Source organism: Roseobacter litoralis Och 149, from assembly GCF_000154785.2.
Lineage (GTDB): Bacteria > Pseudomonadota > Alphaproteobacteria > Rhodobacterales > Rhodobacteraceae > Roseobacter > Roseobacter litoralis.
On record NC_015730.1, the window covers coordinates 934,468 to 955,894 of the forward strand.

16 protein-coding genes, 4 pseudogenes and 1 riboswitch are annotated in these 21,427 nt (G+C 53.2%); of the genes and pseudogenes, 9 read left to right on the forward strand and 11 right to left on the reverse strand.

Translation table 11 applies throughout. From position 1 onward, the window contains the following. Positions 1-249 precede the first annotated feature (249 nt). Together RLO149_RS04270 and RLO149_RS24460 are read right to left on the reverse strand one after the other, a co-directional pair. Positions 250-966, reverse strand: coding sequence for a winged helix-turn-helix transcriptional regulator (locus RLO149_RS04270; protein WP_281015714.1), 717 nt, complete (start codon positions 964-966; stop codon positions 250-252). A 482-nt stretch (positions 967-1,448) separates the two neighbouring features. Next, positions 1,449-1,537: riboswitch (TPP riboswitch) on the reverse strand. Positions 1,538-2,798: 1,261 nt separating this feature from the next. Then, positions 2,799-3,209, reverse strand: coding sequence for a GFA family protein (locus tag RLO149_RS24460; RefSeq protein ID WP_013960843.1), 411 nt, complete (start codon positions 3,207-3,209; stop codon positions 2,799-2,801). 316 nt (positions 3,210-3,525) lie between these two features. Between RLO149_RS24460 and RLO149_RS04275 the strand changes: the two genes are divergently transcribed. The 3 genes from RLO149_RS04275 (at position 3,526) to RLO149_RS04285 (ending at position 5,458) form a co-directional block, all read left to right on the forward strand. Further along, complete coding sequence (locus tag RLO149_RS04275; RefSeq protein WP_013960844.1) at positions 3,526-3,819, forward strand: putative quinol monooxygenase; 294 nt, start codon at positions 3,526-3,528, stop codon at positions 3,817-3,819. Between the two features lie 31 nt (positions 3,820-3,850). Continuing rightward, complete coding sequence (locus tag RLO149_RS04280; protein WP_201766495.1) at positions 3,851-4,261, forward strand: MarR family winged helix-turn-helix transcriptional regulator; 411 nt, start codon at positions 3,851-3,853, stop codon at positions 4,259-4,261. A gap of 342 nt (positions 4,262-4,603) precedes the next feature. Beyond that, on the forward strand, positions 4,604-5,458 hold the full coding sequence (locus RLO149_RS04285) for an AraC family transcriptional regulator (protein WP_013960846.1): 855 nt from the start codon (positions 4,604-4,606) through the stop codon (positions 5,456-5,458). Between the two features lie 110 nt (positions 5,459-5,568). On the opposite strand, the gene rlmF is transcribed toward RLO149_RS04285, so the two are convergent. After that, entirely contained in the window at positions 5,569-6,495 is a 927-nt protein-coding gene (rlmF, locus tag RLO149_RS04290; protein WP_044025531.1) for a 23S rRNA (adenine(1618)-N(6))-methyltransferase RlmF, read from the reverse strand. Positions 6,496-7,335: 840 nt separating this feature from the next. Here rlmF and RLO149_RS04300 point away from each other — a divergent pair. Next, entirely contained in the window at positions 7,336-8,136 is an 801-nt protein-coding gene (locus tag RLO149_RS04300) for a hypothetical protein (RefSeq protein ID WP_013960849.1), read from the forward strand. Between the two features lie 256 nt (positions 8,137-8,392). Here RLO149_RS04300 and RLO149_RS04305 read toward each other — a convergent pair whose 3' ends face one another. From RLO149_RS04305 to RLO149_RS04315, 3 genes are all read right to left on the reverse strand, one after another. Further along, positions 8,393-9,046, reverse strand: a complete 654-nt coding sequence (locus RLO149_RS04305; RefSeq protein ID WP_013960850.1) for a DUF3299 domain-containing protein — start codon at positions 9,044-9,046, stop codon at positions 8,393-8,395. Positions 9,047-9,192: 146 nt separating this feature from the next. Next, a complete protein-coding gene (locus RLO149_RS04310; protein WP_013960851.1) occupies positions 9,193-10,536 on the reverse strand; it encodes a metal-dependent hydrolase family protein in 1,344 nt (447 codons plus the stop codon). A gap of 889 nt (positions 10,537-11,425) precedes the next feature. Further along, complete coding sequence (locus tag RLO149_RS04315) at positions 11,426-12,442, reverse strand: GlxA family transcriptional regulator (RefSeq protein ID WP_044025533.1); 1,017 nt, start codon at positions 12,440-12,442, stop codon at positions 11,426-11,428. Positions 12,443-12,503: 61 nt separating this feature from the next. Between RLO149_RS04315 and RLO149_RS04320 the strand changes: the two genes are divergently transcribed. From RLO149_RS04320 to RLO149_RS04335, 3 genes and pseudogenes are all read left to right on the forward strand, one after another. Next, the gene (locus RLO149_RS04320) at positions 12,504-13,112 is read left to right on the forward strand and encodes a DJ-1/PfpI family protein (protein ID WP_013960853.1); all 609 of its coding nucleotides are present in this window, start codon (positions 12,504-12,506) and stop codon (positions 13,110-13,112) included. Then, on the forward strand, positions 13,112-13,702 hold the full coding sequence (locus tag RLO149_RS04325; RefSeq protein ID WP_013960854.1) for an LOG family protein: 591 nt from the start codon (positions 13,112-13,114) through the stop codon (positions 13,700-13,702). Before RLO149_RS04320 ends, RLO149_RS04325 begins: the two co-directional genes overlap by 1 nt. A gap of 56 nt (positions 13,703-13,758) precedes the next feature. Further along, positions 13,759-14,573, forward strand: a pseudogene (locus RLO149_RS04335) (IS3 family transposase); the annotation flags it as partial. A gap of 261 nt (positions 14,574-14,834) precedes the next feature. Here the strand turns inward: RLO149_RS04335 and RLO149_RS04340 are convergent. Continuing rightward, positions 14,835-16,067 carry an IS110 family RNA-guided transposase gene (locus RLO149_RS04340; RefSeq protein ID WP_013960856.1) on the reverse strand — a complete coding sequence of 411 codons (1,233 nt, stop codon included), beginning with the start codon at positions 16,065-16,067 and terminating at the stop codon, positions 14,835-14,837. Between the two features lie 194 nt (positions 16,068-16,261). Here RLO149_RS04340 and RLO149_RS04345 point away from each other — a divergent pair. After that, positions 16,262-16,477: pseudogene (locus tag RLO149_RS04345) on the forward strand (integrase core domain-containing protein); the annotation flags it as partial. 481 nt (positions 16,478-16,958) lie between these two features. Here RLO149_RS04345 and RLO149_RS04350 read toward each other — a convergent pair. Continuing rightward, on the reverse strand, positions 16,959-17,603 hold the full coding sequence (locus RLO149_RS04350; protein WP_013960858.1) for a VPLPA-CTERM sorting domain-containing protein: 645 nt from the start codon (positions 17,601-17,603) through the stop codon (positions 16,959-16,961). A gap of 830 nt (positions 17,604-18,433) precedes the next feature. Between RLO149_RS04350 and RLO149_RS23055 the strand changes: the two are divergent. Then, positions 18,434-19,444, forward strand: a pseudogene (locus RLO149_RS23055) (ISKra4 family transposase). Positions 19,445-19,467: 23 nt separating this feature from the next. Here RLO149_RS23055 and RLO149_RS24465 read toward each other — a convergent pair. The 3 genes and pseudogenes from RLO149_RS24465 to RLO149_RS04365 all read right to left on the reverse strand — a co-directional run. Beyond that, positions 19,468-19,533, reverse strand: a pseudogene (locus RLO149_RS24465) (LamB/YcsF family protein); the annotation flags it as partial. 63 nt (positions 19,534-19,596) lie between these two features. After that, positions 19,597-20,880, reverse strand: coding sequence for a TRAP transporter large permease (locus tag RLO149_RS04360; protein WP_013960863.1), 1,284 nt, complete (start codon positions 20,878-20,880; stop codon positions 19,597-19,599). Continuing rightward, positions 20,877-21,425: a TRAP transporter small permease subunit gene (locus RLO149_RS04365; RefSeq protein ID WP_013960864.1), complete on the reverse strand. Its 549-nt coding sequence runs from the start codon at positions 21,423-21,425 to the stop codon at positions 20,877-20,879. Before RLO149_RS04365 ends, RLO149_RS04360 begins: the two co-directional genes overlap by 4 nt. Between the last annotated feature and the right edge of the window lie 2 nt (positions 21,426-21,427).

Here is a 21,427-nt window from a genome sequence, read left to right on the forward strand (position 1 = left end):
TATCCGATGTAACGGTGAGCATGTTTTCGATGAGTTTCTAGGCGGCGATTCAGATGTTAGCACACGCCCAAAAGACATAAGTGACAAAAACCATTGTTTTCACATCAGGGACGGTCGAGGCGGCGAGGCGCATGTGCCGTTTCTAAGCGCTGCTACCGAAAAACGGAACAGTATCCGGCGCGGTGTGTTTTCGTTCATATGCCGGGCTGCTTGCCTCGTCGCAGCAGGGGCAATCGCGCTGAGAGCATTTCAATAAACCGAGCTTGTTCCGAGCCGCTGCGTTTTCAGGTTTTGAAATGTTATCAGACCTGTAGCATATGCATTTTCCTTGAGATCTCCCACAAGTTTATGGCCGACTTTACTGTCGATATGACCAAAATTCCGACAAGACAGACATAACAGAAATACTTCGGAGGACCGGGAAAAAACAGGTAACCACAAAAACCGATGATCAGACACGATTGCAAAATCACATCGCTCAAGCTTCCCCAGTAAATCTTGGGCTTTGACAAGTTGCGCCTGATCCAGCTGTGGTTTGCCCACCGCAAACCCTGCATACTGAAGAACCTTCAAAAGGAAGCGACAACAATCAGCAGCCATCATTTGATCACATCGTTCAGAGCAATTATAAATGCTGTCATCGACCAGCTCAGCTGACACGGTCGTTTCTTGTTGAAAAATACGTGTTCTTATCGACTTCAAATCGATGCTCTGGGAAATAACCGGTGTGAGCTGCTCGATTTCTTTCTTTGGCTCAACTTTCGAATTCAACCTTTGCTCGACTCTCGATGTGAGCACATATTGGCGCCCATTCAGCCTGAGCCTTATCCACCCACCGTCTTCCAGCCTTTTTAATCCGCGAAAGGTAGCGGATCGACTGATGTCCGTCTTTTGAGCGAGTTCATCCAAGGTAATCGGGCCGTGTTTCGCCACAGTTTCCAAGATTTTGAATATCCTAGTTTGCAACGATCCTGCTCCACAGACTGGTATCCCAGTTTCTTATCATTGTTGATTCCTGCTATCCAACTCGCAATTCCGATAAGCGAAACGGTGCTGTTTGGTGCGGTGATTTTAAATGCGCTTTGGCTTCAATTATTTGAATTCACGTTGTAAATTGACCGAATAATTCATATTCTGCGTCTGGTTTTGCCGCCCGCTTCAAAAATGGCAGAGATCACTGGAGACGCTCGGGAAACGTGTGATTTGTTACCTTCATGGTCTATTCCGACCCGAACCAAGAAATGCTTTGTGAAGCTCTCCAAGGAGAGGGCTCGTAAGCGACTGTGATAGAGTGCCGGGATACATTCGTGTCGATTTTGGTGGAATATAAAGGCCAGTCGCAGCTCTTTGTTGTGCAGGTCAGTAAACCAGCTATTCTTGCGAGCAGTACTCAATTCATGCACTTTCGGGCGTCTTTCTTGACGACAAAAGGTGAACAGGAAAGCCGATTTCATGCTCTGTGTCCTCCCTCCGCCAGCATTATCTGGTTCAGGTTCTAAGGGTACATCTCAGCTGCAAAGCGCCCCCGGTAAATCTCGAATAGGAGCTTCCATCAGACGGGTCAAATGGTTTGGCACCTCCTCGAACTTATGAGCGGTCCGCTGCCATTTCGAGCGTTCCGCAAACGTCCGCTCAGCCAAAGCCTGCGAAAGATACTGTGGTGCTTGCGCACATGCGTGAGCGGTTCGATCTGTCTTTGGGGAGCTATGGTCACCGCCGAGGGGACGCATTTGTTACCCGGCAGTCGGTTGCACAGCAATCTGCCGAGAGGGCACCACTCCGAGTGCGGCGGCCAATACTGTTTTCACGATTGTCAGAAAACCTTGCGCCCGAACGGCTGTTACAATCCGCGCAGGCACCGCTCAGCAGCCGGCTGGAAAAGCCCCTTGGCCTTCGAAGCAAAGGCTGCATAAATGGTTAATAGGAGCGGCACGAAAGCGGGACAGATCAACTGAATAATACTTCCGCACATAAACTGAGAAATTTTTAGTCCATATTTTGGTTACATCGTTCACAGGTAAAGGAGTTATCAATAACGTGTTTTCAAACGATAGAATATCGCTGAAGGGGTAAGTTTTGATTAGCCCATGTATTGCAGTCCAAGAGGGAGTCGCAACGAACCGTAAAGATGTAGAAGTTGTTGTTTGGCGCGATTACATCTGCCGTCACGGCCTTCATCTGAGGCTTTGGATAAATGATCATGAATTGGAACATCCCGAAAAGACTTACTCAGTTTTGCTTTCCATTTAGGGCAGCTGAGCAGGATTGAGAGAACTCTACATTTAAATGAGCGTCGCGTTGGGGGTAGGATCAACTTGAATTCACCTTTCACTGACGAACGGCTGCCCATGCTTAAGGTTATTGCGCATGGGCATATAATTTTGGGAGCAGCACCCCATGCGCGCCGCTCGCAGAATAGTGGGTTTGTCGCCGTCCGGGCGGCCGCGGGTTCATATCTTTGGGCCCTGCGGACGTTCGTTTAGGGGCAAACGTCTGGGATTTCAGATCGCGGCACGCGCAAAAGGCAACGCCGGGGTATGCGGCAATAAAGATCCAAACATGGGGATCGGTGGTATACTCCTGATGCAAAAAATGAATGCCGCTTGTATTTTACCGACGCGCCCTTCTGAAAATGGGGAATTACGACACAAAGCTTCCTTAATAGAATCGGTCCAAAGCCGCTGTTCGAAGTTGGTTCTCGATGCTGCGGTCGATGCCCGCATCGCTGCCGCTCGCTGTGCCGGAGTGATTTGATATTGGCAAGTTCGGGCGGGTATGTCCTCTTTGTACTGCTGTTCTTAACGACCTTGCATTTCATTTCGCGTGATCATTGGGAGATCGAACACCCATGTATGCGAAGACCGGCACCAAACCTGTTGTTTCGGCGCGAGCAGATGGCGTTGGCGTGCAGTTCCGACCCTGAGGCCAAAGAACGTGCCGGGCTCGTCCGGCGTCTGTGCATGTATGCGCGTTCCGCAATCACCGCAAAAGCTTAAACACCTGCGGCGACCGCTGTCAGCGACTGTTTCGAATACCTTGAGCCTGCCACTTGTCAGTTCGAATTGACCATCATCGATATGCACGACCCACCCGAACGCGGTGCCCGAGTTGATCTGGCAATTCTCGCAGTGGCAGATCGCGCAGCGCTCGGGGTCTACAACAGCCTGATACGTAATAGCCCCACAAAGGCATCCTCCGTCCACGTTCATTTGGTCTCTCCAAAATGCAGCGTTAAACTACGCTTCACCCTGCATCTCACCCTTGGGAAGGTCAAACTGGTGCGGATCGATCCAAAGCCGCCTTTTAGCGGAATCCTCAATTTCTCGATTGCAGCCCGGAGCCGCGAACTTTGCCGACCTTCGTCGCACTTACATCAATATCCGCTTCTTTGAGCCGATCAACAAAAGGTGCTTTTTGGGAAGATCTGTCATCTCGGAGAACGAAAGCTCAAGAGTATTTTGCCGTCTAATTGACATTAACAATCTCACTTATTAGTTATCATGATAACAAATGAGGAAATAACAGATGTCAAACTCGCTATTCGTCTTCGCTGAAATCAAGCCGAAGCCTGAACATTTCAAGGATGCTCAGCAAGCTATCATCGAAATTCTGAACCAGACTCGCGCGGAAGAAGGCTGCCGTTCGTTCGAGCTGTTCGAGGCACCGGGTCAGGACACGCTGTATCTTTTCGAAGAATGGCAAGATCAGGATGCGCTCGATCAGCACCATGCTCAACCCTACACAGCCGCGATCTTCAAATCTTACGAAGGATGGCTGGCCGAACCACCTCGCATCCTGCCACTGCACAGTTTAGATTAACATGTTCTTTCTTCGGGAATTGCCCACGCGGATGATGATCGACGGCTACGTATCAGCGACTGGCGTGGGCGACGTGGATGCCGTGGCGCGTGCACTCTCGATGATGCGAGAGGCGAGCCAGCTGGAGCGCCTATTGGATGCCTACTTTAATAGCCACAACCTTTCACAGTTGAAATTCCATATCCTCATTGTGATAGACCGCGAACCAGAAACAGACAGTCTTCGTCAAAGTGAAATCAATCAACGCCTGGACGTTTCCAAACCAGTACTGCACCGGACTGTGACCTCGCTACTGAAAGACGATCTGCTCGCCCGCCGTGACGATCCCGAGGATTCACGCGCGCACCGTCTGGCGCTGACCGATAAAAGCAAAACGGCGCTTGCAGCGATCCTACCCGGCTATTTTGAAACCATTTCCGTTTTTATGGGGAAACAACCATGACGCGGCTTCTGACGGCCTTCTTTGCATGGATCGTCGTTTATGCCGCTGTCACCGTTGTTCGAAGCTGACGTTCGCGCACGGCCTATCATCGGTCAGGATGGGCTCTTTCCAGCCATTTTCCGCCTTGCGGTATCATCGACTTTGGGCCAGCGATGCACCGTTGTGAACGGCTCAAATCAGACGTCCGCTAGATGGCAAACCCAGCCATGGCACCATCTCTAGACCTGTCGTTCGTTCATCTTGCAGCAGCTTTGGACCAACATCGTGGACTTTTCGGAAGGATTCCCTCCGCCTGCGTAATTCAGCAAGATTTGTGCATATGGTCGCTGTTATGGTTTCCCTATGAGCAACAACGCACCCAAACCCCACCCCCACATGGACCGCATTCTGCGGGTCATTGACTACATCCACACCCAAGCGGCGGATGATCTGTCGCTGGACCAACTTGCGGACGTGGCCGCAATGTCACGGTTCCATTGGCACCGGGTCTTCACCGCGATCATGGGGGCGTCGCCCGCGCAGATCATCCGGTCCGTTCGCATGCATAAGGCCACCATGCTTCTTCTTCGTACCGACCTGCCCATTGCTCAGATTGCGGCCCATGTCGGGTATTCCAACGACCGCAGTTTTTCCCGCACCTTTAAGGACATCTACGGCCAGACCCCCACAGCCTTCCGAAATGCCGGTTTTCCCGGCATGGCGCCCCATCCCAACCCACAAGGAGTTTCCAACGTGTTCGACGTCGACATCCAGACCACATCTGACAAACGCCTCGCCGCTTTGTCCCATCGCGGAGATTATGCCGAAGGCAGCGTGGCCTACCAAAAGGTTGCCACGATCATCTCAACCGGCAATCACTGGCCCCAGACCCGGGGCATGGCCGGTGTCTATTATGACAATCCTGAGGTGACCCCCACGGAAGATCTTCGCAGCCATGCCGGTGTGTTATGGGAGGGTGGGGCAATCCCCGATGGTCTTGAAGAGGTTCAATTAACTGGTGGTCGATACGCTGTACTTCACTTCAAGGGCCCTTACGCTGGCCTGGCCGAAGCCTATCGCTACGTTTACGGCCCGTGGCTATCGTCCAGCCAGGAATCGTTGCGCGATGCTCCGTCATTCGAGCACTACCTCAATGATCCCACCAACACGGCGCCTGCCGATTTGCTGACCGATATCTACATGCCGCTGGAGGGCTAAAATGAGCGCGGCAAACCCTGAGCGGTCCAGCGGGGCATCTACAGTGTCATGAGGCGCAGCGTCAGCGAAACAGGCATGAACGTCACAACGGAACGTCTGCAAAGGGGCTGCTAGGTTTCAGCCCCTTTCGCGAACGAGGAGCGCTGATTTTTCTTAATGTAGGTCCAAGCAATGAAGCGGCTGGTTTTCTGCCCCTGCGCCATCTCGACAACTTTGTAATCAGCAACCCTCGCTTTTCCTAGAATCCTATGGAGCGGCTGCAGATTATCTTTCTTCGATACCAATGAGGTAAACCACAAACACTGCTGTGCGAACTCCGTACTCTGCTCAACCATACGGGCAATAAATCTGATCTCACCGCCCGGACACCAAAGCTCGGCGTTCTGGCCGCCAAAGTTGCGCTGTTCGGAGTGTCCTTTGCCTAGGTTCGACCACTTGCGTTGGGTGCCTTTGCTCGCTTTTTCCTTGGACGCGTGAAAAGGCGGATTGCACATGGTTAGGTGAAAAGCATCCTTGGCTTTGATCACGCCGCTGAAAGTATTCTCAGGGTTGTCTTGGCGCCTGAGGGCAATTTTCAAATTATTGAATTCACAAATCTGCCTTGCCGATTTGAGAGCACCCGCATCAATATCGACGCCAGTGAAGCTCCAGCCGTATTCGCTCTGGCCTGTCAACGGGTACACCAAGCTCGCGCCGGTGCCGATGTCTAGTGCTTTGATATGAGGTCCACGTGGTATGTCTTGGTTATTGCTGTCGGCAAGCAAGTCCGCGAGATAGTGGATATAGTCGACACGACCCGGAATTGGGGGGCATAGATAGCCACTTGGGATATCCCAAAATTCAATATTGTAGTGCGTCTTTAGCAACGCTCGATTGAGCATGCGGACAGCACTCACGTCTTTGAAATCAATCGTCGTCTCGCCGCGTGGATTGCGGGTCGTGAAAGCCTCAAGTTCAGGCGTCTGCGCGACTAAACGCGCGAAGTCGTAGCCTTCTGAGTGTTGATTGCGGGGATGTAGCTTGGTTTTGGTAGCCATGCGGGACGCCTTCATCAAAGTTGGTGGACGTCACTCGCCAGCCTGTGAGTTGAGCTTAGGCGATCAAGCACAAATAGTAAAACCAGGAGTAGGACAGATCCTCCACGGGCAAACCGGGCCGACCAGTCTTTCCGTGTGCAGCATCCGTAGTTTTGAGCCCAAACCGACTTTCTCGAATGCGGCATTCCGCCGATCAAATAGGTACATCCGTCAACAGCCGACAGGGGCTGTTTTCAACGAGCTTTCGGCAAGTCACCGAAGCTGGTCAGTTAACTAAAAACAAATCTAAGCGTATTTGTTTAAAGTTTTTCGAAATATGAAGAGAAAGGAATTATCGTGTTTTGGAGTGAAGATGTCAGCGACGTCAAATCATATAGCCCGCGGCTTTTGCCTCAGATTTGAAGAGACTTGCGAAGGCATCTGGTGCGCGCGGTACATGGCGCGCGTAAATTCTGCCGTAGGGAAATTAGTTGCTGGTATCGGGGAGGGGCATGGCTCGAACACATCTGTGAATTCGCCATGCGCCAAGAATTCCAATGCGCACAAACAAGCCAAAACCGCACTGTTTGATCCGGCAAAGCGATCTGTCCAAACGCATGACTGCCTTGTCGGAAACCGGTCTAAGGTAGAATTTGAAAATTCCATTGTTCACGGTGTTGCGGCGTCGGCGAACCGGCGTTTTGAATATCAGTCCACCCATTCGGGAAGAAACAGCCTGAATTGCGGGACACAAGGTTCTCAAGCCCGAGCGATACTGGGCGCGCTGAAAATCGACACTTAAACAAAGTTAACCAACGGTTGTGGGCGTAAGAGCCAAACAAGGAAGAGAGGGTCAGTCTGATGCAGATGTTACCGAGTAAACTATTTGAACTGATAACGAACCTACGCGGAGTCTTCAGCGATCTGGAACAGATGGGAATCCGTGTGGAAATTGGGGATGATTTCGCCAAATTCCGCAGTCTGAGGAGCCAACTGTCAAATCGCGGCCCGATTTATCCCATGTTCGATGTCGCCAGCTCGTATATCGACCAAGGCAATGGCTTCTGGGTCTGCGGTTTCAACCCGGATGGGGAGTTGATCCATACACAGGCCGTGCGCCTTCTCGATCTTGATGGCGTTTCACTCGATCAGCACCTCAAAACGCACCGCCACAAATATATCACGCCCGGCTCGACGCCTGACCCGGATCTCACGTTCTATTCAGGTCCGGAAGCACTGCAAACGATCACGGGGAAAGTCTGTTATCACGGCGAGTTCTGGCTTCATGCCAGCGGCCTCGGCGGTCCGCGAAGTCAGGGTGCGACGTCAATGTTGTCGCGCATTCTGCTTGAGATCATGGTTGGTGCATGGAACCCATCATTCGTCTTTGCGCTTGTTCCCCAAAGACTGGCCGCGAAGGGGGCCCATTTGCGCTACGGCTATAATCATTGTGACCACGGTAGCTGGTTGGACGCGAACCAACAGATGACCGAGGAAGACCATTTGATCTGGATGGCAGCCAATGACTTGGCCAATCTGCTCGCGCGTAAACCACAACGTTTTCAATGTGCGAAAAATGTGTCGATTGCCCAGTTCACTAAGCCTGCCGGCATGCCAAAAGCAAACTGCATTAGTGTCAAAAAGCAGGAAGCGATTATGTGAGGCAACTCTACCTTAAATCAGACAGCCACCCGTCCGAAAGTCCCTGACGGAAGACATTGTTCGCTGGTTCTGAAGGCGGCGGCACAGCCATCGCAACCGCCTTCACTCTCATTGAAACCGTAAAACTGGCCCTGTGTGGCGGCGGGCCAGTGCCAGGCATTTCAGCTTTTCCCAGCTCAACTGGATTTCGGAATCCAGCCAAAAACTATTTTCGCAAAACGACTTAACCTGAGTTGGAATCCTGACTGGCTATAGCTCAGTACAACGAAACGTTTTCGGGCGACATCTTGTAGCCGACCTCAACGCGGGACTCGCCATCTGATAATCCAACGTCCCGAACCGATAATTCGGCGTTTATCTTCCCCTCGACCCACACTGGTGTGAACAGACCCGTGACTTCAATTCCGTCAGGGTAAACAACATGCACCATCTGATTTGCCGGCGGGGGCGGTGTGTGGATGCAAGCGCCAGCGTAAGGAACGAGCAGGAAAGAAGTCACTTTTTGCCCTTCGAATTCCAATGGCAGCACGTAGCCCGGTATGCGAACGTCCTTGCCGATAACGTCCGGATTGACTGCGTTGGACTGTGCTCGACGCTGCTGAATGATTATCTCACGCTGTTTGAAAAGCCAGTCTACATCAAGCCCTTCGCGCGATAACTGGCTGCGTAGCTTTTGTGCTTCGTGGAAGGTTGTGTTTTTTGATGATGCGTCTTGAGAGGTCTCAAACCTGAGTATTATCCTCAGCGCATCCAGTTGTTCAGGCGCTAATTCAGCGAAAGGGTCTTCAACAACTGACTGTGGGCCCACAAGTTCTGTCCAATTGATGGCCGGGCGCTCGGCTGCCGCAGACATGCCCAATGCCATTAAGGCAATCGCACCTATAAATAGCTTAGGGTTTCCCAGCGCCACTTGAACTTCTCCTACTTCTTCTGCTGGCTTTTTAGAGCCGCACAGTCACAGTTGATGTGATCCTACACGGCCGATAGGGGTGTTGGTGAAAAAATCAGAGCCCGTTTTCTGAGTTTTCTGCAGCCATCTCAAGCCGGATTGAAGGATCACTCCATTTCGTTTTTGTAGATGACGCCGTTTTTCATGATTAGATCGAAATTTTTATGTGGATCAGCAATCAGGTCAATGTCTTCCAGCGGGTTACCATCGACAAGGATCAGGTCAGCATAGGCACCTTCTGCGATCACGCCCAGATCGCCTTGCTGATAGGGGTGACGCGGGCCGGATAGTTCAAGCAGTTCGGCATTGGTCGAGGTCGCCATCTTCAACACCTCATAGGGCGTGTACCAACGCTGTAGCTTGGCAAGGAATGCGCCCTGACGTTCAGCCAGCGCGGGGTCGAACAGGATATCGGTGCCGAAGGCCACCTTTACCCCGACCTCCTTGGCGGTGGTGTAGGTGAAATCCGTGCCGTTCGTGACGTCGATCCATTTTTGCTGGCTCACCGGGTCATCGAAAGAGAAACCGTCTTCATCATCCAGCAAGGGTTGTACCGACAGCCAGACGTCGTTGTCACGCATCAGTTCCATTGTCTCTCGGCTCATCAGGAAGCCATGTTCGATAGACTTCACGCCAGCGGCGACGGCAATTTCAACCGCCTCGTCCGTGAAGACATGCGAGGCGACATAAGTGTTGTATGTATCGGCCACTTCCACGAAGGCCTCGATTTCAGCCTTGGTATACTGACGCACATCCAATGGGTCATAAGTGGAAGATACACCGCCGCCCGTGGAAATCTTAAGCTGGGTCGCGCCCATGCGCATGATCTCACGCGCGCGCTTGATTACCTCCGGCACGCCATCAGCCTGCGCCATCAGCCCGACGCTGTACCAGTACCATTGCGAATCCGCGGAATTGCTCGGCACCGCCTGATAGGGCCGATAGTCGAAATGCCCACCAGTCTGGGTTACGGGAGGACCGGAAGGCAGGATGCGGGGGCCTTCAATTTCGCCTGCATCGATCATTCGCTTGATCGCGAAGGAATTACCACCGACATCGCGTACGGATGTGAAGCCGCGCATCAAGGTGCCTTCGGAACCCATGGCGCCCCGAACGGCAACTTCCAGAATATCTCCCGTTGCAACGACACTCTGGGGATTGCAGCAGTAAAGTGTGTGCCAATGCACGTCGATCAGGCCGGGCATCAATGTGCGGCCACCGCCGTCAATGACGGTTCCACCAGCCACTGCGAGGGGCTCAGTCGAAATCGATGTGATCAGGTTGTCCGTGATCACGACGTTGGCGTTTTCAATGAGTGCTTCGTTCACACCGTCAAAAATATTTACATTGCTGATCAGTGTAACATCCTGCGCCCATGCCGGTGCGGACACAGCGTAAATCATCATCGCCGTTGCCGACAACATGCGATTAATCCGGGCCTGTATTGTCATCTTACTATCCTTGTTCTTTCAGCACACAGCTGAACTGACCAATCGTCGTGACGAAGAGTTCATAACATTGTACCCAACCTGTAACGAGAAATCGACCGGTCGATTGCCACCTGCGTATATCCCCGGCTTTATAAAGACCTGACTGGCGCGCCTGAGGGCCTCACCTGTGCGCATTCCCAATGTAACCTGCAAGCTAGTAAAGCGGTTGTCCATCTCCCAACGATAGCTCAGCGCGGGATCAAATGTCATAAAAAAACGTCGGGTTGGCCAGCTTGGGAAGGTAGTCGAAATCAACTGTGCTTTTGTTGATATCAACTTCTTGGGAATCCGCGCCTTTCAGGCCAATTGCCAGTATGGGCCGTACCTGAAAAAGACCGGCGGCTTCAGACTTCAAACGCTGTGCAGAAGTCGAGGCCGTTCAATGCGACACAGACACTCTAATCAACCGAAACGACTTCATTTATTGGGGTGGATACCTAATTCATAACAAGTTTGATGTGAAAACCCTTCTCATCTCACGTGCGTCGCTGATTGTATTGCCGCGCCGAGTTCCGACCAATATAAGCCGATGCAGAATTCGCCGGGAAAGCCAAGTAATCCAAAGTATGATTACTTGCTGGCCAAATCGACGGGCTACGACGGCGGCATTCTCTTTGGCAACATAGCGGCAAGCCATCATTCCCAAACATGGCTATGTTCTCAGTCTGGTCGTCGAAAATCAGTCGGTTATGTCTTGACGTTCTTCGTGTTTATTCATGAGCCTTGTGGCCGACTTCATACCTCTCTGGACCGTTCCTACCACCAACCAGAGCCGCGATTGAACAGATGCCTCTTCGCATCCGATAAGCGCAAAGAACCCTTGTCACTCATGCTGCACCGTGCACGGACGTCAGCTTTCGCCAAACAATGCTTGATAACTTGATGGCGAGGTGTGCAGATGCCGGTGAAACGCCCGCCGCATCTTTTCTTGATCACGAAAGCCGCAGGCCAATGCGACAGCCTTCATATTGCGGTCGCTTTCAATAAGTAAATTCCGAGCGGCATCGACCCGCATGCGTTCCAGCGACTTAGCCGGGGGCAGGCCAACGCTTGTTGCATATCGGCGAGAAAAACTTCGCCCACTCATTCCACAGCGGTCCGCCATGTCCGAAACGCTGGTCACATGTGCCAAATTCTCGCGCAGCCATTCATGTAACGCAGCGAACTCCCCTTTGGCATCCTGTGTTTGGCGCGCCAGATCCGCGCTGAACTGTGATTGTCCTGCCGACCGGATCATTGGCGTCACAAGGGACCGCGCGAGCCGCAATGCAGGGCCTTTTCCAAGGTCTTCCTGAACAATGGCAAGGGCCATATCGATCCCTGCTGTGATCCCTGCTGATGTCCAGATCGACCCCTCTTTGATATAGATGGGATCAACCTCAACCTTCACCTTTGGGTAACGGGTGGCCAAAAGGTCGCAATCCTCCCAATGGGTCACCGCACGCCGACCATCGAGCAGACCGGCCGCTGCGAGCACGAAAGCACCGCAACAGACCGAACAGGTGCGCCTCGCGCGTGTGGAGAGCGTCGCGACAGCCTGCACCAGCCCCTCATCATGCGCGGCAACCTCGGCACCATTGCCGCCAACAATCACAAGGGTGTCCGGGCCAGCATCACCCATTTCGCCCAACACCATGGACAGCGGCGCGCTGTCGATGCCGACAATCGTGTTCGTCGCGATCGGGCCGCCATCCAAGGACACGATGTGGGTCCTGTAGGCTGGGTTCTCGCCGCCTTCTGGATAGGCGTGCGTGAAGACCTGCAAGGGTCCTACAAGATCGAGCAAGACGATACCGGGATAAACGATGAAGATCACCGTTTTCTGGTCGGGCGACGTCTTTGGCATTTTGGCGCAAAAAGGGGGCATGTTGTCATTCATGCCATAGAGCGCCCGGGTTATCCATCTCTTGCAACAAGGAGTATTTAAAATGAGAACAATGGCCGCGCTCGTGTTTCCGGGCTTTGAAACGCTCGATTATTTTGGTCCGATGGAAATGTTGGGGGGGGCGGCACAAGGGATTGAGATCATCACGGTCGCGCAGGGACGCGAAGCCGTGCCAAGCGTCCATGGTCAGCGCATCGTTGTGGATAAAACGATCGCTGAGAAAAACGACTACGACCTGCTGTTTATTCCAGGTGGCGATTCCGCATTGGAGGCAGCCAAGGATCAAGCACTGATGCAGTGGATAAGAGAGGCATCCGCAAACGCCGAACGTGTCATGGCCGTCTGTACGGGAACTGTGTTGCTGGGAATGACCGGGGTTCTTGACGGTCGCAAAGCAACGACGAACAAAATCGACTTTAACGATACCGTCCCTCTTGCCCCGAATGTGGATTGGGTCAAAGAGGCGCGATGGGTCGAAGATGGTAAATTCTTCACATCCTCTGGTGTCTCCGCTGGGATGGATATGTCCCTTGCCGTGATTGCCGACCTTTATGGAATGGCCGCAGCGGAAAAAGTAGCCTTGGGCACCGAATATGAATGGCACAAGGATTCCTCACGAGATCCCTTTGCAAAATTGGCGGGGTTGATCTGATGGGCTGTTCGATCAATTCGGTCGGCGTGTTTTGCGGGTCCGCGTCAGGTGTCGGGGATGTCTTCGCCTCGCAGGCCGGATCGCTTGGCGCGCACCTTGGACATCAACAGCTTTCCCTTGTTTACGGTGGTGGCCGGGTCGGCCTGATGGGTGCGGTCGCCGATGGGTGCCTCAGTCACGGTGGGCAGGTCACCGGCGTAATGCCGAGGGCTCTGGTCGACAAAGAGATCGCGCATCCCCATTTGACGCAGTTGATTATCGTTTCAGATATGCACGAACGGAAAGCAAAAATGGCCACAATGGCAGACGCCTTCATTGTGCTGCCGGGCGGAACGGGCACGATGGAGGAGTTTTTTGAACAATGGACATGGGGCCAGATCGGCTATCATAGAAAGCCGATTGCGCTTCTCAACGTGGTTGGGTTCTTCGATCCGCTCCTCACGATGATAGATCAGATGGTGGCACAAGGATTCTTGTCGGCGCAGTACCGCGACATGCTTCTCTGCGCATCCGATATCAAAACTATTCTGAGCAAACTATCAGAATACGAACACCCACCTGAGAAGGGATATGACGGTAATCCCCCCTAAAATTAGTGGTGTTCAAAAGTAGAATTTTCTCGGCAAGATATCTGAGGAGATTCACGATGAAGAACGGACGATATAGCGACGCGCAGATTATGGCGGTGTCGAAGCAGGCAGAGGGCGGTGTGCCGGTTTCTGAGCTGTGCCGCAAGCATGGAATGAGCAGCGCCAGTTTCTATAAATGGCGGGCCAAGTTTGGCGGCATGGATGCGTCGATGATATCCGAGATGAAGGATATAGCCGAAGAGAACCGCCGTCTGAAGGGCATGTACGCAGAGATGAGCATGCAGAACGACTTGCTGAAGGAGGCGCTTCGAAAAAAGCGCTGAGGCCGTCTCGAAGGCGAGAGATGGCCATGAAGGCGGTCGCGCAGAACGGCGTCAGTATCGCGCTCGCGTGCCGTGCGTTCGAGATCAGCGAGACCTGCTACAGATATAGTCCCGAACTGAGTGACGAGAACGAAGAGATCGCGGATTGGCTTGAACGCTTGACGGCCAACAAACGGAACTGGGGCTTCGGCCTGTGCTTTTTGTATCTGCGCAACGTTCAGGGCTATGGGTGGAACCATAAGCGCGTCTATCGGATCTACTGCGAGTTGGAGCTGAACCTGCGTATCAAACCTAAGAAACGCTTGAAGCGAGACAAACCAGAACCACTGGCGGTGCCTAAGCGGCCAAATGAGACATGGTCCATGGACTTCATGGCGGATCAGCTTGCGGATGGTCGGTCGATCAGGACGTTGAACGTTTTGGATGACTTCAATCGCGAAGGCCTGGCCATTGAGGTGGGCTTCTCGCTGCCCGCAGAACGGGTCGTGCGCAGCTTGAACCAGATCATCGAATGGCGTGGTCAGCCGCAAGTAATTCGTGTCGACAACGTCCTATGCGCGGAAAAACTGGTTGATTTGGCATCAGGTCATTGTCGTATCGAGGTGCTTCGACACGTTCAGAAAATGCCTCAGTTCGGCTTTTTGGTCAACGACAGTCTCTCCCATAACAAACACAGAGTACGCTTTTGCGGCTCTCACCGTCCTTAAGACGAGATCATCGGGTCGCTAACACAGAAGGCCTGAACATTATCTACGAGGTCAGTTGTCTGCCTCCACGGCCCTTACAGAGAAAGGTCCTTCTGTGATCAATCACCCCTCAAAGAAGGGGCGATAGGGTTCGCCATGTTTGATGATCCCGTGAACAGTACGGGCCATCTTCGCAGCGATTGCGGTATATGCCTTTCGGCGCAAATGGGTGTTTTGTCGGTCCTTGGCGATGTAGCGCTCGAACTTGTCACGGAAGCTGTTGGTACGTTGGAGAATGGCAACCTGGCCCGCCATCCACAGGGTGCGGCGCAAGCGGGCATTCCCGTATTTTGACAGCTTGGTTTGGCCACGGAATGTGCCGGACTGGATGGTTGCCAGGTCCATACCGCAGAACTTCAGAAATTGCCGGTGGTGTCCAAAGCGGCGCAAGTCGCCAGCTTCTGCGAGGATGGTCAGGGCGTTTATCGGGCCGATCCCAGGTATTGATGTCAGCAACTGATAATCAGGCAGATCTTTGAGAAGCGCGACGGCGCGAGCTTCGATTTGATTGCGTTGCGCTATGAGACTGCGACCTTCTCCAAGAACCAAGCGGAACATACTGATAGCATCAGAATCTGGGGCAGCCGGCAATCCTACAGAAGACTTGGCTGTCTCGTAAATATCTCCAGGCAAACGCTCTTTCGCGACCTTGCGCCCCACAACATCCCAAGCGTCAGTGGTGAATGCGTCCTTGCCCATGGCGGTGATAATGTGCGGCGATGGATAGCGTTCAAGGAATGCAAAGAACCAATCACTGCGCGAGCTGCGATGAAAGCGGTCAGCTTCGGGAAAGTACAACGGCAAATAATGTGTCAGCACGCGGTGCCAAAGCTCGGTCTTTGACTTGGAGACGATATCATGGGTTTTGGACAGCTCTTGAATGTCGTTCGTGCCCTGCACTAGTGGGTCATGGTAAAACTGCTCGTTCCCGATCTCCATCATATGCAGGATGACTTGCGCGTCCTTGGGATCGTTCTTGTCCCAGCTGTTGTTGAGTGCTTCCCGCGTACGCGCCAAAGCAACCGACGACACGAGCTTTACCTCAAAGCCTGCGGTTGCCAGATGGTACGCCAAGACCCGGTGATAATTACCGGTCGCCTCAAAGGCTACACGAACTGGACGTCCGTATTCCTTCAACGCGGTGACGAGGCGGTTAAAGTCGGCAAGGCTGTTCAAGACGGTTAAACGGCGTCGGCGTTTCTTATCTGGAACAGCAATCAAAACTTCATGCCGCGCTTTGGCAATGTCGATGGCAACCAAAACAGGTGTATCTTGTGCAATAGTCATCTCGGTCATAGTCGGTCTCCTTTGCGGTGTGGTTTGTGCAAAACCACTGTAGGGACCTGAGACCCGGCTATGACCACCTGCTGCGCTATTTGACGGCTGCGCAGGCAATCACAGCCTCTCAATCAGCGTTATTCCGAAGGTGTTACGGCACTGAGTTCACCAGCATGGCGATCCTCAAGTGGGTTCAGGATACAGGCATCGATTGGCACTACATCGCGCCTGGAAAGCCCCAGCAGAACGGCTTCATTGAAAGCTACAACCGCACCGTTCGTGGCGAATGGCTGGGGCAATATATCTTTGAAACCATCGAGGAGGCACAAGAGCAAGCGACTGAATGGCTCTGGACTTATAACAACGAGCGACCCAACATGGGCATTGGTGGCATCACACCCGCCATGAAACTGAAAACAGCCGCCTGAATTCTACGGCTGACCCCCATTAAAAATGGGGGGATTACCTGGCCAGACTTAGAGGTCAGCTACACATGCCATTCCAGCCGTCGAATTGCGATTGGCGAAAAGCAGTTCCGTCCCGCAGATGGTGAGTTCCCGACACCATAAGCTAGGCAAAGTCATCTATGACTTGCGCCGTCGCCTGGCAGTTATCCATTGCAGAACTCAGCTATGCGGCCTTTGTCATCCTGACCGGTGACATGAGCCACTAAGGCGAAACGGCGACCTGAGCGCGATTTTCGCTCGAAATCAAAGAGCTGGATATGACCCGGCACCTGATGGTCGGCAGTCACGGCGGCACTGCAGCTTTTGGCACGCCCTTCCCAGAAACCCATGCGGGCGCATACTGGGTCCGCAAAGTTGCGCCTGCCCGATAGAAACAAACTGCCAAAACAGAATTTTGGCAGTTTGTCTTGTCCGCGATCATCAATTTACGTTTGAGGCAACTTCACCGGCGACGTTTCAGGCCCGCTAAAACAGCGATTCCGGCAAACAGCAGCGGAAATCCGGCGGGTAGTGGAACCGCTGGAGGGATAATAGTTTCGTTGACGGAGAAGGTCATCGTATAATCTACAGCACCATTATTCGTGCCAAAAGTACCGTTTGCAAAAACCATGTTGTATGTGCCAGGCCCGCGCACGAAGGTCTGTGTGGAACTGAACGAAGACGTCGTGTCGTTCGAATTTGGCACCTTGTATTCAAAAATAGTTGGCGTAATGGACGATTCATAAAGACCCCATGTAGGCGACGGAAACCCAAAGTACGGGTTAAAAGCGTCAACATTGTCGCCAAAAGTCAGAGTAGCGCCCACAAGAGTCTGATTGGCTCCAATTACGACATTGAAAACGTCCCCTGAGTCACTCGGCGTACTGATGGAGCCTGAGAATATGTTTGTTCCAGCAACCAGCTGAAAATCACCGACCTCATTAGGCGCTCCGAGATTTGATCCGATTTTGTCGTAATCACCAGTAGCCTCAACCCCGGTGGCTTCGTCGTATGTTCCTGTAAACGAGGATACCGTAACCGCGCCTGCCTGCGCTGCCAGCCCGGAAACAAGGACCGATGCAGCCAATACTTTAATCGCAATACTCATGTAAAAATTCTTTCCTATTATTAATAGTTTAACCGAAGTTTGACTTATACGCTTTTTGGTAACCTGCACTACTGAAATCTAAAGAAACCAAGTAGGAGTTGTTTGAGAGTAGTAAGTAACCGTCTGTTTAGCTTTTCCGCAGCGAATGCTCACTTCGCGCTGCAATGCGGTCATCGGCGTCCCAGATTTCTGCGCTCTCGACAATTTACAGCCTTCGCGAGGCCACACCGCAGCGACCGAGCCCATATCGATGGGCGACTTTGGGCTGTTCGTGCCGCCACCCATAGCCAGAAATAAGCTGGTGCTACGCTGTTCTCTAACGTCCGCTCTCAAGAGCACGGCCAGAAACGTGCAAAATCAAAGCTAGTTTTGCCACGGGTTTGTCGCACAAGGTTTTCCACAGGTTTCGGCATGCTGCCTGCCGTTGCAAAAAAAAGACCGTTTTGGGCACATGGATTCTGATAGGCATTTATGTCCAAATCACGATCGGAATGGGTTATTGGTACGCCCTGCACGAAGCTTCGTTTGAGCTAGCTATAGCTCAGCGGTGCGTCGACAGCTGGCCGACGCCGCGTCGTCAAAAGCCAGCGCATTGATGACCCTCGCCGAGAACTATAAAGACGCCGTCTAAACTGGTCCTACAGCCACCAGTCGCAGACTACCGACCGGGCGTCGGGGTTGTTGCTCAACCCTTGTTCTCAAACCAGCTGTCATTGTAACCCGCCTATCAGAATCCGGTTATAAATTTTCTATTGAAATCAACGGGGAGTGGGCAAAGCTTGGTTGGCGCCGTGTTAGCGTGAAGCTTTTGGAGCGAGGCGGGGTCGACCATGGATGTGCGAATTTTTGTCGAAACGACATTTAAGGGTGGGAAACAAAGAGGCGCAGTATCGAGCGTCTTTGCCGTGCACCTGACATCCTAGAAACCGAAAGCTTGGGTTTGCGGCTTAATGAAGCCGAGAATTTGTTGTCGCACTTTCACGAAATGCTCCTTCACAATCAGATCTACGAAGCGTTGGCGGCAGGTCGAATTTGCGATAACTGCCGAAAGCGGCTTGTGATCCACAATGATCGAGGCTGTACTTGCGGCACACTATACGGCCGGTTTCGGGTGAAAGCGCCGCGGCTACGATAGTGTGCCTGTAAATCAGACGCGGTGGCCACGACAGTCGCTCCACTTTCGCCAATCAACGCGATGTTTCCGGATCGCGCGACACCCGAACTACTGCGCCGTCAGGCTGAGTTGGGACCGCGGCACTCGTTTCGAGAGGCGGCCCGGTTGCTCGTGATTTTTCTGCCGTGCGCGCCTCAGTCAAACACGACAGTCCGAAATCGGTTGGGACGCATTGCCGAAAAGCTTGAAGCCGCCGACGAAGGGCATGGGGACAAAAACGCCAGCGCCACATCTTCTCCACTGACCGTTTTCCTGGACGGTGCACATATTCGATGTCGTCCGGAATACCAGAAGCGGCACCTAGATGTTGTGGTGTCTTTGGCATGGCAAAGTGATGACAGCCGCCACAATATTAAAGGTTCTTGAGGTTGACTGCGATCATTTGTGCTTGGAAACAACAGACCAGCGAGAAGCGGCCAGACGTGTTATAGCGCGATGCAAACAACTCAATTCCTAACTTTCCGGCAACTTTGACGCGCTCGCAAATTATGGCCAGCGATATCGAAACTGGCGCGCAGTCTCGTCATCCCGCGCAGAGGGGTGCGTCCATGACATCGGAAACGCTCAAAAGGGCAAACGGTGGCGCATACGATGGTCCCCGCACGGAGCGCATCGCGTCGCTGTTCTGCTTGACGGCAGGCTGACCGTCGCAAGGATGGCCGCCTGACCACCAAGTTTGCCCATTCCCCCTGCATGGCCACCACATGCGATATTGGCCAAGCTCACGATGGAGAGCATTTCGCCACCATCGCCCATGCTCTACGGTCCAAAACCTTCGCCAAGATCGGAGTTGAGGTTGATCTGCATCATTCTCAATCCTTACTGAAGCGCGTTTGGCAGGAAGAGCGCAATGCTCGGGAAGGCGATCAAAAGAACCGCCATCAACAGCATGGTCAGGCAATAGGGCAGCGCGCCCAACATGACCTCATTGAGGCTGCCTGACTTGCGCGCGCCCTGAACCACATAGAGGTTGAGGCCGACAGGAGGTGTGATCAGCGCCATTTCGATAAGGACGATCATCAGGATGCCAAACCAGATCACATCATACCCTTGGACCAAAACCATCGGCACAATAATCGGGATCGTGACAACCATGAGTGAAAGGGTTTCGATGAAAAAGCCCAGCACGATGTAGAGCACGACCACCACAAGGATGAAGGCTAGCGGCGACAGGCCAAGCCCGTCCATAAAGGCGGTCAATTCGCGGCCCAACCCTGCGGAGGCCAGCGTGAAGTTCAGGAAGGACGCGCCAATAACAATCAGCATGATCATGGAGGTGATCTTGACCGTTCCTGTAAGGCTTTGTGTCAGCATGTCCCATGACACCCCGCCAAAGGCGAGTGCGATGACAAAGGCACCAGCGACACCGACGGCGGCAGCTTCGGTCGGGGTGGCCCAGCCCGCATAGATGGAGCCGACGATCATGCCAAACAACAGCAGGATCGGCACCAGATCTATCAGCGCGCGCAGCATTTGTGGAAACGGAAATGTGCGGCGCAAGCCACCCAGATCTGGCCGGATCATGCAGATGATGACTGTGACCAGCATGAACATCAGTGCCAGTGCAAGGCCAGGTATGAGGCCTGCAAGGAAAAGTTGGGGGATCGAGGATTGGGTAAGAAAGCCGTAGACAATGAGATTGATTGATGGCGGGATCATTATGCCCAGCGTGCCGCCTGCGGCAATGGCACCCGAAAAGAGCTTGGGGTCATAGCCCAGCTTTTCGGCCTGTGGCATGGCAACTGTAGCTACAGTGGCCGCCGTGGCAACCGATGATCCTGAGGTGGCGGAAAACATCGTCGCCGTAGCGATATTGGCGTGTACCAGCCCGCCAGGCAGCCAGCTGACCCAACGATCCAAAGCTGCATAGGTGCGCGTGGCAACACCGCTGCGCACAAGAATCTCGCCCAGCAGTACAAAGAACGGGATCGCGATGAGCGTTGCGGAATTAGACGCTGACCAGACCATGTTCCCAAGGCCTTTCGTGAGCGGGAAGCTTGAGAAGAACGCATCAATGCCAAAGCCCAACAAGAACAATACGATCCCGACAGGGATTGAGAGGGCAAGCAGGCCAAGAAGGCCGATGGAGACATAGCCGATCATTTCGATGTGTCCTGCTCTGCAAATGCGCCGATGAATTTTTCGGTATCCTCATGGCGGCGCTTAAACAGCAAACTCAGCGCGCAGAGGGTCACAATGGTGGACATAAGTGCGAACCAGACCCAGCCTGCGAACCACGGCAGGTGAACCCAGACCAGAGGTGTCTCAAGCGGTGTATTTGCGGTGGAGCCGTTCTTGATCGATCGCTCCAACACTGGCCACGCCTTGACCGCGATGGTGATGATGACCCCCGTCATGATGGTCATGGAAAAGACGTCAAAGAGCGCGCGTTTAAAGCTGTCAGCGCGGCTGCGCAGAATATCGATGCGGACGTGGCCCATCTCAAGCAGAGTATACGCCATGCCCCATGAGGTCGCGAGCGCCATAGCGTAGCCCGCGATCTCTTCAGTGCCGCCAAGGGACGTGCCGAACCGGCGCATGATGATATCGGTCAGCACGAAAGCCGCGCAAATCAGCAGCCCCGCGCCGACACAAAGGGCAACCCCTTTGTTCAGCCTGCGCAGGGTATCTATCATCTTGAGTTCCATGT